This window comes from Devosia nitrariae (assembly GCF_030160115.1).
GTDB classification, from domain to species: domain Bacteria; phylum Pseudomonadota; class Alphaproteobacteria; order Rhizobiales; family Devosiaceae; genus Devosia; species Devosia nitrariae.
The window spans coordinates 156,080-168,440 of record NZ_BSNS01000009.1 but is presented as its reverse complement, the minus strand read 5'-3'; the positions used below and the strand labels follow the sequence as shown (position 1 = coordinate 168,440).

Below are 12,361 nucleotides of genomic sequence, written 5' to 3'. Positions count from 1 at the left end.
GGGGTGCGCGGCTGGGAAGGATGCCATGTTCACAGATCGCCGCGAGGCCGGACGACTGCTGGCACAACACCTCGAGGAGTTTTCGGGCAAGGATAGCGTGGTCCTCGCTCTGCCGCGCGGCGGTGTTCCGGTCGCGGCGGAAATCTGCGCCGCCATCGGCGCACCGCTCGGGCTCCTACCGGTGCGCAAGATCGGCTTGCCGGGGCAGAGCGAGCTGGCTGTCGGCGCCATCGCCCGCCACAACAAGGAAGCCCGGGACATCAATGCCGATATCCTCGCCGCGACAGGCCTTGGCGAAGACGAGATCAAAACGCTTACCGAGCGCGCCCGCCAGGAACTCGAAGTGCGCACCCGCAAACTCTTGCCCGACGGTGCGGCTCTACTCGATCCAAAGGGGAAGACGGCGATCCTTGTCGATGACGGGATCGCGACCGGTGCGACGATGCGCGCGGCGATCGAGGCCATGCGGCTTGAGGGCGCGCGCGAAGTCATCGTCGCCGTGCCGGTCGGTGCCCCGGACGTCGTCGCCGATATGGCAAAAAGGGTCGACAAGATCGTCTGTCCGTCCCAACCTCGGCCGTTCCGATCGGTCGGCGAACACTACCTGCAGTTCGGCCAGGTCGAGGATGAGGAGGTGCGCCAGACGCTCGATCAGTTCAACCGCCGCCAGCAATGACGCTCGCTTATCGCCGCGGATTGTCGCGAAAAACCGGTTCCCATCCCGGATCAAGTGCGGGCCAGGCGTTTTTGCATCCCGCTCGATGAATCCTGCGCACATCAGGCGGCGTGGGCGAGCATGAAGCGACCCCGACCGGCCTGCTTGGCTTTGTCCAGCATGGCCCGGGCCGTCCTCAGATAAGGTTCGATCATCCCCGGGCGTGTCATAGTGCCACCGATGCTGACCGAAAGTGCGCCGATGGTCCGCTGATCGCTGAGATAGATGGTGTTTTCGACGCTCTCGCAGATGCGTTGCGCGATCTGCTCCGAATCGGCGTCGTTCGCGCCCTTGAGGTAAACGGCGAACCGATTGGTGGCGAGGCGGCCCACGAGATCATCAGCGCGCACCGATGTCCTGATGGTGCCAGCGATCAGGCGCAGGGGCTCGTCGCGGCTGGCGATGCGATTGTGCGGCCGGCGCACCGAGAATTGCGTGGCATCAATCAGCAGCAGGGCGCCCGGTCCCTTGCCCAATTCATCGCCGACCGTGGCCATGAATGCCCGGGCATTCAGAACTCCGGTCGCCAGATCCAAGTTGTCCTCACTATGGGTGGGCTCCGGAGCGTTACGCAGGTGCAGAAACCGCAGACCTGCACTGCCACATCGGCGGTTGCGCACGAAAAGGAACAACAGCGCGGCGAGAACCCCGACAATCGGGAGGACGAAGACCACCTCAGACAGATAAGCGGGCGGAACACCACCCAGAGCCAGGTAACCGACAATCCAGAACATCGCCCCGCAGCTGGCGAGGGCGAGGATCACCAGAACAACCCGGACAGATACACCGGACATCGTTTGGTTTCCTGCAGTTCGAAATGAACCATTACTGCAACATGGGCGTCAACATAGGGTATCTGCGCGTGCCGCAATTTAATCGATCGCAGAAAACCTAGCGCTGTGTTTTGAAACTCGGCAGGCGGAGCGAAATGGCATTTATGCCGGTGGCATGCCTTACCACCCATGCCAGCGCAATGCTGCGGCCGGCCAACGCGAGAGCAGTGCCGACGGCGGCTCCGAGAAGCCCGAAGGCGAGCACGAGGGCGACGGTCAATGCGATGTTGAGCGTCAGCGCGACGAGGCCGAGCAGGATGCTTTCGCGCTGCCGGCCGGCAACGATCAACAGCTCGCCCGCCTGTCCGCTCGCGGCACGGGCGACGTGGCCGACGGCGAGGATCGCCATTACCGGATAGGCAGCGACGAAGGCCGGACCGAAGGCGCGCAGGAGCAGCGGACCGGCGGCAAGGGTGATTGCGACAGCAGAGATCGTCAGCCAAAAGGTCAGGCGCGAGGCCTCGCGAACCGACTGCTGGAGCCGTTGCTTGTCGGCGTCCGCCATGTCGAGGGCGAAGCGTCGGCCGGAAACAAGATACATGGCGTAATAGACGAAATTCGTCAGCGCCAGCGCCCGCGCGGCCGCGAAATAAAGACCGACCTCCTCTCCGGGAAGCATGAGGCTCAAGATCAGCACGTCGCAATAGGCCAGCAGATCCTCGAGACCGGACACCAGCAGCAGTGGCAGCGACGCGCGCAGCCATAGGCTGCCGCTCCCGGGCACGGGCTTCTGGGCGACGCTCGTACCGCTCATCCTGCGCGCAAGCAGGAGGGCGAGCCCGCTCGAGACCAGCGCCATGGCGCCGACCACGGCGGCACCGACAACCGGCAATGTCAGCGGCACGCCGGAAGCATATACGGCAAGACAGATCGCAGCGATCAGCAGCGGGCGCACGATATAGACGGGCACCGTCGTCAGCCGATACCAGCCGAAGCTGCGCGCCACGCCTTCGAGATAGTATTCGACAGCGAGGAACGGCAAGCCGAGGGCGATGTAGAGAATGATGAGGCCGGGCTCTGTGCCGGTATCGAGAACGAAGGCAAGGATGAGAGCGAAAAGCGCCAGGCCCAGCGATCCCATCAGCACCGCGCGGAACCCGTAATGCCAATACGCACGCACCTGTGCCTCGCGCCCGCGTGCCCGATAGCGGGGAAGAAAGCGCACGCTGGATTCGGCAAAGCCCAGTGCCGCAAAACTGCCGACGGCGAGAAGCCAGGTCCACAGCGTCACGAACCCGCCATAGCCTTCGAGCGGCATCAGCCGGGCAAGCAGCACCTGCAGCCCGAAGACGAGGCCCGCGCTGAGGACACGAATGCCGAACGCTATGGCCGCGTCGAGCATTGAATTGACATCACATACAGAGGATCAGGCACCCGACGCCCTGCCCGAAGATCACCAGCCGGCGCAGGCGCGCGGACACGGCCGTGTAGACGGTCTTGGCGGCCGGAAGCATCGGCAGCCAGGCGTTGAGATAGAGCCGGCCCTTCCAGCTCAGGGGCGCGGCAAAACCGAGGAGCCGGATCGCGGTATTGCTCCAGCTCTTCTTGTAGTCGGCGGGGTTGGCAAGAAGGTCGTAGGCGGTGACGCCGTTGTCGATCAGCCAGCAGACGGTCATCTCCATCTGCACCTTGCCAGGCGAGAGTTCGCGCAGCTCCCAATCGAACCCGCCGATATAGGCGTAGTAGGCGCGCTTGTGGATGAAACCGAGCTCGACCGCCACCACGCGTTCGCCGGCGCGCAACACTGAGAGGCATGCGCCCTCGAGCCGCTCGCGGTCGCCCGAGAGGTTGGCGAGAAAGTTCTCGTACCCTTTCATGGCGAAGCCGGTGCTGTAGCGCCCGGTCTCCTTCAGCCAGCGCCGCTTCATCTGCGTGCCCGCCGCCACGAGCGGGGCGAAATCCTTGTGGTCGGGCCAGATCACCTCGAAGGAGAGCTCGCCCAGTCGCGCCAGATGATTGCGCCGCCGGTTGCGATTGCGCTTTTGCAGTTTGCCGAGGCCCTGCACATAGGCGTCCGAGGAGTCGAACGCCGAAAGGTCGAGGATCGAGGATTCGTTGTCATAGCCGGCAATGCGCGGCACGTCCCCGAGCGCTGCAACGAGCGGCGAGCTCTCCGGGATGGGCCGGAAGAGTGCAACGTCGCACCTGCCTGTCTCCAGCGAACGGGCGAGAAGTGAGCGCACTGCATCGGAGTCGCCGTGATCGGGATTGCAGATGGCATTGCAATATTGGGAATGCGGATCACCGAGCGCCACGATCTTGCGGATGCCCCAGCGGCCGGTCAGCATCAGCGGCCAGACCGCAACCAGCGTGTCGCCGCGCCAGGCAGTCTGGATAATCGGCTGTCGTCCGCTCGACTTGCCGGCAAAATGCGCCACCCAACTGCGGCACCAGGCATAGGTCTGGAAATAGGACAGGGCGTCGGTGGACGCGGCCTCGAGGGCGCGCCAGTCTGGAGCGACCGCCTCGATGTCTTCGAGCGTGCGGACCGTTCTGACGGTCAGGTCCGGCTCCTCCATGATCGTCGTCATCGCCCCATCCCTCGGCGCGGACTTCTGCCCGTCCATCCTGGCCACAGTGTTAGCGTCTAACAATGAATAACCCATTGCCTTCCCTTGCTCAGGCAACAACACGGCGCCGCGCCGCGGCGGCGAGCCCCATCACCACCACCCAGACGAGAGCCGCGCCCGCCGCGACGATGGCGACGGCAGCAAGGACCAGTCCGGTGCGCGGCGAGATCGTCCCGGACGCCTCCATCGCGTGGGTGACGATGCGCATATCGGGCAGCACCCCGCCCGTTGCGGCCAGCGAGCGCGCCGCATCGAGCCGCGTCAGATACTGTTCGAGGAGGCTGCGGCCGGCGGCCGCCTCGCGCTCCAGCGCTGCAAGATCGACGCTATCGACGATACCTTGGGAGGCCGATCGCTGGAGCGTCGCCAGATCCCGGCGCAGTGCGTCCGCCAGCCCCGCGTCGGCCCCTGCATCTCGCCTCAGGTCCCCGGCGATGCGCCGCCCTTCGGCAACGACCAGTTGGTCGATCTCGTCGACGCGGGCGCGCAGGGCAGCGAGCCGGGGGTGATTGGCGAGCAGCGTGCTCGCCTCACGAGCGAGCTGCACCTGCACATCCGAACGCTGCCGCAGGAGTCCATCGACGGTCGGGTACCGCGCGAGCTCAGCCAGTCCGTCGATCGGCGCACCGGTTTCGATCATGCGCGTAAGGACATCGGCGCGAGCGTTAAGCGCAATGCGCCGCTCGCTGGCGGCCGCGATGCGTTCCGAAAGGCTCGTCATCTGCTCATCGACAAGGCTGCCACGGGCCGTTGCGCCCAGCATGTCGCGGTCGATCCGGTAATCGGCGACCGCCGCCTCGGCGGCACGCACACGCTCGGTCAGGTCGGGTAACTCGCCTTCCAGCCACTCGATGGCGCGCCGCGCGTCCTCCACTATGAATTGCGAGCGGCGGGCGATGGCGGCTTGCGCCACGCCGTTGGCGATGTGCATGGCCAGTTCCCCGTCACGCGAGCGTGCCCGGATGTAAAAGACCGCCGTGCGCCGGTCACCCGCAACCACCACCTGGTCGGAAAGCGTCGCAAGTGCCGCTTCGAACGCGGCGTCCCCGGTCTTGCCGCCGTTGAACTCGGGCAGCTGCGCAAGACCAAGTTCTTCGACAACCATGGCGAAGGTTTCCGGCGCCCGAGCAAGCTCGAGGCGACTCGCCACCAGCGATCCGGTCACTTCCCCCACCGCCTCGCCGGGCCAGAGATAGATGTTGGAGCGCGGCTCTACGAGCATGGTCGCGAAGGACTCGTAAAGCCGCGGCATGCGGGATACGGCGAAATAGGCGATAGCGAGCGTCAGTCCGAGGACGAGCACGATCGAAATCCCGCGCGACCATATGGTGCGCAGGAGCTGATAGAGATCGATTTCGGCGTCGTATCGGGGCAAGTCGGCGGCCTCTTCGTCGGCTTGCGCGAACCTACACGGCAAGTCTGCCCGCCCGGTTAATCGAAGAGATAGCTTTCTATCGCTTCGGCCTGAAGGTTGTCGAATCGTCAACGCGAAGCGGCCATTTGTGCCGCTGTTTGGACGGATTATTCATATTTTCGCGCCACCCTGCGCCGCGAAAATCAGGGGGCGGCATGCATAGTCGGCGCATAGCGATTTCGGTGATTTTGGGCGGCCTCGCCCTAGCGTTCCTCGCCGTCCTCGCGCTCGCGGTACTGCGTGAAGCGCCGGGCACCAACACCTATGCCCAGCTCGCCGCGTCGTGGCTGGAGGGCAGGCTAGACAGTGCTGGTCCCTGCTTCGACAACGACTGCGCACTCTTCGAGGGGCGCACCTACATCATCTTCCCGCCGATGCCGGCGGTGATCACGTTGCCGTTCGTGGCGCTCTTCGGGATCGACTTTCAGTTCTTCGTGCCCTTGAGCCTTGTCGCCTTTGCGCTGACCGGCCTCATCTGGTGGCGGATCGGTGAGCGCGAGACGGGCAACGAGCGCGACCTCACCGCGCTCGCAACGCTATTGGTGCTCTTTGCAACGCCGCTGGCGTTCGTCACCTTGCGCGGAGACCACGTGTGGTTCTTCGCCCAGAGCTGGGGGATGCTGTTCTCGTCGGCGGCGATCTATTTCGCGCTGAAGCGCCAGGTGCTGGCGGCGAGTCTCTTTATCGGCATGGCGTTCCTTTGCCGGCAGATGACCATCCTTTACCTGCCATTCCTCTACGTGCTGCTGCTCGATCGGGAGACGCCGCTCTTCCGGATCGACCTTGCCGCGCTGAAGCGCGGCTTCTCGCTCGCGGCAGTGCCGATCCTCGCGGTGCTGATCTACTTTGCCTACAACTATGCGCGGTTCGGCTCGATCGGCGAGACGGGCTACAGCTACATCTTTCCACCCGAGTTCGACCCGGCGGTCGCCACAGCGGGCGATTTCCTGCAATATCGCGTGCGCGAGCTCGGTATTTTTGCGCCCGATTATTTCCTGTTCAATTTCATCTACATGTTCATCGCCGGCCCGCATGTCGAGTTCGCCGGCCGCTACATGACCGAGCTTGCTGCCTTCGACATCAACGGCGCCTCGGTCTTCCTTGTCACGCCCGTGCTGTTGCTGGCGCTGCTCGCGCCCTGGAGCCGGGCCTTCTGGTTCGGGCTCGGCACCTGCGCACTGATCCTCGGCCTGACCCTCTTTTATCATTCCAACGGCTTCTCCCAGTACAGTGCGCAACGCTATGCACTCGACTGGCTGCCGGTGCTGCTGGTGCTGCTGCTGCGCGGCATGAAGCGCGAGCAGGTGCCGATCCTTTCCATTCTCATCGCCTATTCAATGATGGTGACCCTCGCCATGATCGCCTTCGGCGGCATCCTCGGGAACGCATGAGATGCTGGCAGACCTCGAAACGCTAGAGGCAGGGACAACCCTGCGCGCGCCGATCTGCATTATCGGTGCCGGAGCGGCCGGCATTACCATGGCGCTGGAATTGGCCAGGGCCGGCGTCGAGGCGATCCTCCTCGAAGGCGGCGGGCTCGAATTCTCCGACATGTCGCAGGCGATCTATGAGGGGCAGGTGACGGGTGAGGGCCACACCGACATCGCCTTCTCCAGGCTTCGCCAGTTCGGCGGCACCACCGGGCACTGGACGGGGCTCTGCGCACCGCTGGCGCCCATAGACTTCGAGAAGCGCGAGGGCGTGCCGCACAGCGGCTGGCCGATCACGCGGGCCGCCCTCGACCCGTTCTACGAACGTGCCCAGTCTTACCTGCAGCTCGGCCCATTTGCCTATCGGCCGGCGGACTGGGACGAGCTCCTCTCGGGCACAGCCTGGCCGCTCGACAATTCCATGGTCGAGCCGGCGGTCTATCAAAGCAGCCCGCCCACGCGGTTTGCGGAAACCTATCTGCAGGCGATCACCGATGCACCGAGCATAAGCTGTCTCTACCACGCCAACCTCAAGAACCTGGAGCTTGGCGACGGTGGTGCGGTGACGCGGGCCGAGGTCGCTTCCTATTCCGGCAAGACGATCTTCATCGAGGCAGAGCGGTACGTGCTCGCCTGCGGCGGCATCGAGAACGCGCGGCTGCTGCTCAATTTCGACAGCCAGCGCACGGACGGCATCGGCAACGAGAACGACCTCGTCGGGCGCTATTTCATGGACCACATGAACTGCACCCTCAGCGAGCTGGCGCCGGCCGATCCGCAGGGCAATATCGACTACTACCTGCCGCACGAGACCGATACGGTGCCAGTCCACATCGGCCTCAAGCTCACCGAGGACCTGATGCGGCGCGAAGGTCTCCTCGACAATACCGTGTTCCTCGATCCTGTCTGGGAGAGCGAGAGCCACAACGACGATTTCCGCGACCACGCCTGGCTGGCCTTCTCGGCCATGGCGCGCGCCTTCTCGCGGGGCCATGTGCCCGATCAGTTCTGGGCGCGCACCTGCACCATCGCCGATGCGCCGGGGGCGGTGTTCACCGGCGTCTACCGGAACATCAGGCGCCGCTTCGAGCCGCCAGGGACCGTCACCACCATCCGCTTCCGGCAGGACGCCGAGCAGGCGCCGAACCCCGACAGCCGCGTGACGCTCAACGGCGAACTCGACCAGTTCGGCATGCGCCGGGCAACCCTCGACTGGCAATTGAGGGAAGAGGATCTGATCTCGCTGCGGCGCACGCATGAGCTCATAGGACAGGCGGTCGGCGCGGCGGGCATCGGCCGGGTGCGGCTGGGGCTCGACATCCCGCCGGCGTTCGATGCGATCTACACCGGCTACCACCATATCGGCACGACGCGCATGCACGATGACCCGCGCCAGGGCGTCGTCGATGCCGACTGCCGGGTACACAGCGTAGAGAATCTTTACATGGCCGGCAGTTCGGTGTTCACCACCAGCGGCACAGCCAATCCGACGCTCACCATCGTCGCGTTGGCGATACGGCTTGCCGACCATTTGGCCGGCGAAGGGAAAGGGAGGGTGTGATGGTCAGGATCAGCCGCCGCAAGGTGCTTTTCGGCGCCGTCGGCGTGATGTCGGTGCTCGCCGCCCGCGACTTTTTTCTCCTCTACTGCCGAAACGTCTCGCGCAATACGCCGGATTTCTTCGCCAGCCTTGGCGACGAGAGCGTGTTCGGTGCGGCAAAGGCAGTCGGACGACAGGTCAGACGCCTCCATCCGGACTTCGGCACGGAGACCATGCTCGCGCGCTTCTATGGTGAGCGGCCGCTGCTCGTCGAAGCGGCCGAAGAGACGTGCCTCGACACCAGAAAGGCCATGCTGCAGAACCAGTGCGCCGAGGACTTCGCCAACGGCCGCTGCCTCGTGATCGATGGCTGGGTGATCTCGGAGACCGAAGCACAGCTCTGCGCCGCGGTGGCTTAGAGCGCTTTCAAAACGTAGCGCCCGTTCGCTCCAGAGCGCCCATCCGCCCCTTTGGATTGGCGTTGACCGTGATGCCCCAGATAAGCCCGACGACAAGGAAGTAGTGCCGCCAGTGGTCTGTGTCGATGAGGCCTGACTGGATGGCGAGCGGGATATAGACGGCGATGACCGGGATGAGGAGCGCGCGCTTGGCCGGATCTCGCAGACCCGAGATGCCGCGCCAGAGGGTCGCCAGCACCAGCAGATAGTAGCAGATGCCGCCGCCCCAGCCATAAGCCTGCAACACCGTCACGTAGGTGTTGTGCGGCTGCTCGCTGATGAGGAGGTTCTCGAACTCGGTTGGCCCCAGACCCCAGGGATGGGCCAGTGCCAGCTCGAATGCGTAGCCCTGGCGACCGAACCGGCCGGTCTCGCCGGTGTCGTATTCCTGCGTGGCACTGGCGCGCTGTTCAAAAAGGGCACCGACTTCGGGAATGCTCACGAGCCCAGCGAGGGCAATGAGGATGACCATCAGCCCGACAAGGGCGAGGATGATCATGCGCACCTTGTCCCGCGCGTGCGCCTCCAGAAAGAAGGAGAGCCCGAAGACGAGGAGGCCGGACGCGGCGAAGTGCCCCCAGGCGGCGCGCGAGAAGCTGACGAATACGCCGACCATCACAACGAGGAAGGCTGCTGCCGCAAACAGCAATGCGCGCCTGTGGCCGAAGAACACGTCACGCAGCAGGAACATCGCGGGCAGGATCAGGAATGGCCCGAAGACGTTCGGATCCTTGAACATTCCTTTGGCGCGGTCGAAGCGCAGGAAGAACTCGGCATTGGGAACGAGCCCGAGATAGGCGAGCGTACCGACGCCGGCAGAGACCACACCAATGGCGATATAGGCACGGCGGATGACGGCCATGCGCCGGTGCGGCGCCTCTCCGACATAATTGGCGAGAAAGCACGAGGTCAAAAACAAAAAGACCGTGACGGCGACAAAAAGAAACGCCTGCGTTAGCCCGGTGTAGCGCACCTGGAATGCGCCGATCATGGCAAAGCCGGCGAATATGACGGTCAGGGCAAGGAGCGGCATGGTGGAGCTGTAGATGCTCATGCCGGCGGCCACTGCCAGAACCAAAACGAGAATGAAGGCAAACTCGTAAAGCGATGGCTCGAAGAGGATGATGCCGCCGGCAAAGATCCAGAAGGCGACGACGGAATCGAGGAGCGACGCGGTACGCGCGCGCAGGACGGCGCGGCCAAGTTGCCCGGCCCGGGTTGCCGCGAGGGGAGCGAACGCGCCTGATGTTCCTGCCATTGCCGGATCCTGCTGGCGGCGAGCCGGCGCCGCCGATATGGATGCCAACATAGAGAGGCCGCCGTGAAGGAAATGCTAAGCCGCTGGCGCGACTTTGCCGGATTTCAGGCCGGGCTGCCGTTCTTGAGGCGGAAGGTCAATGTCTTGTGGCCGACGAAGTTGACGACTGAGCCGATACCGATGGCAAAGCCATGGGCGAGGCCTTCCCTAATGAAGGCCGGATAGGAAAAGCCCGCCTGCGCTTCGATCAACGCATAGGTCAATGCCAGGACGACGCCCGCTCCGACGAGATTGACGGCAAGAAAGATGAGGCTCTGCTCGAAGACCGGCCGCGTGGAACCGGGAAAGACGTATTTGCGGTAGAGCGTGAAGCCGACCGTCATGCCGATGACGTAGGCGAAAATGATGGCGAGGCCCATCGGCAGCACAGCCGAGAGCGGGAAGCGGACCAGCCAGTTGACGGCCGCGGCGAAACCGCCGAGAGCCAGGAACCGGACGATCTGGTTGCCGGCGAGTGCCTTGATCTGCGCGACCATCAGAGCAACCATCCGCTGAGGAAAGCCACGCCCATCAGGCCGCCGAGCCCGATGCTGACGCGGTCGCGGATAGCGAAGGCAACCGGATCGTCGTGGAGTTCCTCGCGGTGGCAGAGCAGCCAGATGCGCGAAACCCACATGAAGAGCGCGGCCGGAAACACCCAGAGGAACAGTGGCTGGCCATAGAATTCGGCGCTGTAGACGTCGTTCATGATGTAGAGGACCATGATGGTGATCGCCGCCATGGCCGTCGCCACGCCCATGGCCACCACCAGGCCCGCGTCGCTCCCCAGATAGCCGCGCCCGCTGACCGAAGTGCGCCCCTTGGCGACGCTCTTCTGGATTTCCGTCTGCCGCTTGGCAAAGGAAAGCGATGTGAAGAGGAACATCGAGAAAACCAGGAGCCAGGGCGAAGGAATGGCACCGACCGCCGTGATACCGATGCCGAGACGCAGCGTGAAGAGCGCAGCCAGCGTGAATGCGTCAACGATCGGCTGACGCTTCAGATAGAACGAATAGGCCAGGGTCGTCGCCATATAGACGACGAGGAGGGCGAGCGAAGGCAGGCCCAGCGTCGCGGCGGCGAGAAGACTTGCGCCGATAAGACCGGCTGCGGCGGGCACACCGTGCTTGATGCGCAGGGCCCCGGAGGCGAGCGGGCGGTCGCGTTTCGTCCAGTGGACGCGGTCATCTGCAAGGTCGGAGAGATCGTTGAGCAGATACGTCCCAGAAGCCATCAGCGACATGGCGACGAAGGCGACGAGCGCCTGGACGACCGCCATCGGCTCGTCAGCCATGCCCGAAAGGATGAGCGGCACGAAGACGAGTGCGTTCTTGGCCCATTGGTGGACGCGCAGGGCCCTCGCCCAGCCCTTGAGGCCGAGGGCGGGGCGCACGAATTCGGCTTCGACCGGCTTGCCGAGGGCTTTTGCCTTGCGGGCGGTGGCGGGAGCGGCGCCAGCCAGCACGATGGACTGTGCCTTCGACCACACCTCGAGATCCGAGCGGCTGTCGCCGGCATAGGCAAAGCCGTTCGGCAGGCGCTCGGTGAGGGCCCTCGCCTTGCAGGCGCCCTTCATGTTCTCGACGCCGTCGCTGGCGACGACGAAGTCGACGAAGTCGAAGCGCCGGGCAAGGCGGAGCGTCAGGAGTTCATCGGCGGCGGTGGCAAGTCCCACCTCCCGGCCTTGCGCATGGGCTTGCCGCGCGAATTCGACAAGGTCTTCGTTGACCGGCAGGTTGTCGACGTCGAGCGGCACGCTTTCGCTGAGGCGGCGCTTCAGCGTCGCCTTGCCCTTGAGCAGCCAGACAACGAGGTTGAAGATGCGCAGCGGGTTGGTCTTGATGTAGGCCACGGCCGTTTCGTGCAGCATGTCGGTGCGCAGCAGCGCGTCGTCGACATCGAGCACCAACGGCAGGTCGCTGCCGGCGAGTTGTTCATCGGAGTGCTTGAGAGCGACACCCGGCAGGGGAAATGAACTCATCTGAAAAAAAGCCCCCGATACTGAATCGGGCCACTAACTAGCGTAAGTTCATCGCCCGCGACAGTCACCGTCACACGATATGGTCAATATGTAAAATTGCATGTAAAATAGTGTTAAGTTGTT

At 64.3% G+C, this 12,361-nt stretch carries 11 protein-coding genes; 4 read left to right on the top strand and 7 right to left on the bottom strand.

Annotation, left to right across the window (positions count from 1 at the left end; genetic code table 11):
• The first annotated feature begins 25 nt into the window (after positions 1 to 25).
• Complete coding sequence (locus tag QQK18_RS10310; protein WP_284340248.1) at positions 26 to 676, top strand: phosphoribosyltransferase; 651 nt, start codon at positions 26 to 28, stop codon at positions 674 to 676.
• Positions 677 to 777: 101 nt separating this feature from the next.
• On the opposite strand, the gene QQK18_RS10305 is transcribed toward QQK18_RS10310, so the two are convergent.
• The 4 genes from QQK18_RS10305 to QQK18_RS10290 form a co-directional block, all read right to left on the bottom strand.
• Complete coding sequence (locus tag QQK18_RS10305) at positions 778 to 1,479, bottom strand: GGDEF domain-containing protein (protein ID WP_284340247.1); 702 nt, start codon at positions 1,477 to 1,479, stop codon at positions 778 to 780.
• A gap of 127 nt (positions 1,480 to 1,606) precedes the next feature.
• Positions 1,607 to 2,890: an oligosaccharide flippase family protein gene (locus QQK18_RS10300; protein WP_284340246.1), complete on the bottom strand. Its 1,284-nt coding sequence runs from the start codon at positions 2,888 to 2,890 to the stop codon at positions 1,607 to 1,609.
• A 10-nt stretch (positions 2,891 to 2,900) separates the two neighbouring features.
• Positions 2,901 to 4,079, bottom strand: coding sequence for a GNAT family N-acetyltransferase (locus QQK18_RS10295; protein WP_284340245.1), 1,179 nt, complete (start codon positions 4,077 to 4,079; stop codon positions 2,901 to 2,903).
• An 88-nt stretch (positions 4,080 to 4,167) separates the two neighbouring features.
• Positions 4,168 to 5,493: a GumC family protein gene (locus QQK18_RS10290; protein WP_284340244.1), complete on the bottom strand. Its 1,326-nt coding sequence runs from the start codon at positions 5,491 to 5,493 to the stop codon at positions 4,168 to 4,170.
• 194 nt (positions 5,494 to 5,687) lie between these two features.
• Here QQK18_RS10290 and QQK18_RS10285 point away from each other — a divergent pair, with 194 nt between their 5' ends.
• The 3 genes from QQK18_RS10285 to QQK18_RS10275 are packed head-to-tail and all read left to right on the top strand — an operon-like array spanning position 5,688 to position 8,921.
• Positions 5,688 to 6,923, top strand: a complete 1,236-nt coding sequence (locus QQK18_RS10285; protein WP_284340243.1) for a hypothetical protein — start codon at positions 5,688 to 5,690, stop codon at positions 6,921 to 6,923.
• 1 nt (position 6,924) lies between these two features.
• On the top strand, positions 6,925 to 8,523 hold the full coding sequence (locus QQK18_RS10280) for an FAD-dependent oxidoreductase (RefSeq protein ID WP_284340242.1): 1,599 nt from the start codon (positions 6,925 to 6,927) through the stop codon (positions 8,521 to 8,523).
• Positions 8,523 to 8,921, top strand: a complete 399-nt coding sequence (locus tag QQK18_RS10275) for a hypothetical protein (protein WP_284340241.1) — start codon at positions 8,523 to 8,525, stop codon at positions 8,919 to 8,921. The genes QQK18_RS10280 and QQK18_RS10275 overlap by 1 nt, the downstream gene beginning before the upstream one ends.
• Before the next feature lie 7 nt (positions 8,922 to 8,928).
• On the opposite strand, the gene QQK18_RS10270 is transcribed toward QQK18_RS10275, so the two are convergent.
• The 3 genes from QQK18_RS10270 to QQK18_RS10260 form a co-directional block, all read right to left on the bottom strand.
• Positions 8,929 to 10,218 carry an O-antigen ligase family protein gene (locus QQK18_RS10270; protein ID WP_284340240.1) on the bottom strand — a complete coding sequence of 430 codons (1,290 nt, stop codon included), beginning with the start codon at positions 10,216 to 10,218 and terminating at the stop codon, positions 8,929 to 8,931.
• Positions 10,219 to 10,322: 104 nt separating this feature from the next.
• Complete coding sequence (locus QQK18_RS10265; RefSeq protein WP_284340239.1) at positions 10,323 to 10,754, bottom strand: GtrA family protein; 432 nt, start codon at positions 10,752 to 10,754, stop codon at positions 10,323 to 10,325.
• Entirely contained in the window at positions 10,754 to 12,238 is a 1,485-nt protein-coding gene (locus QQK18_RS10260) for a UbiA family prenyltransferase (RefSeq protein ID WP_284340238.1), read from the bottom strand. The genes QQK18_RS10265 and QQK18_RS10260 overlap by 1 nt, the downstream gene beginning before the upstream one ends.
• Between the last annotated feature and the right edge of the window lie 123 nt (positions 12,239 to 12,361).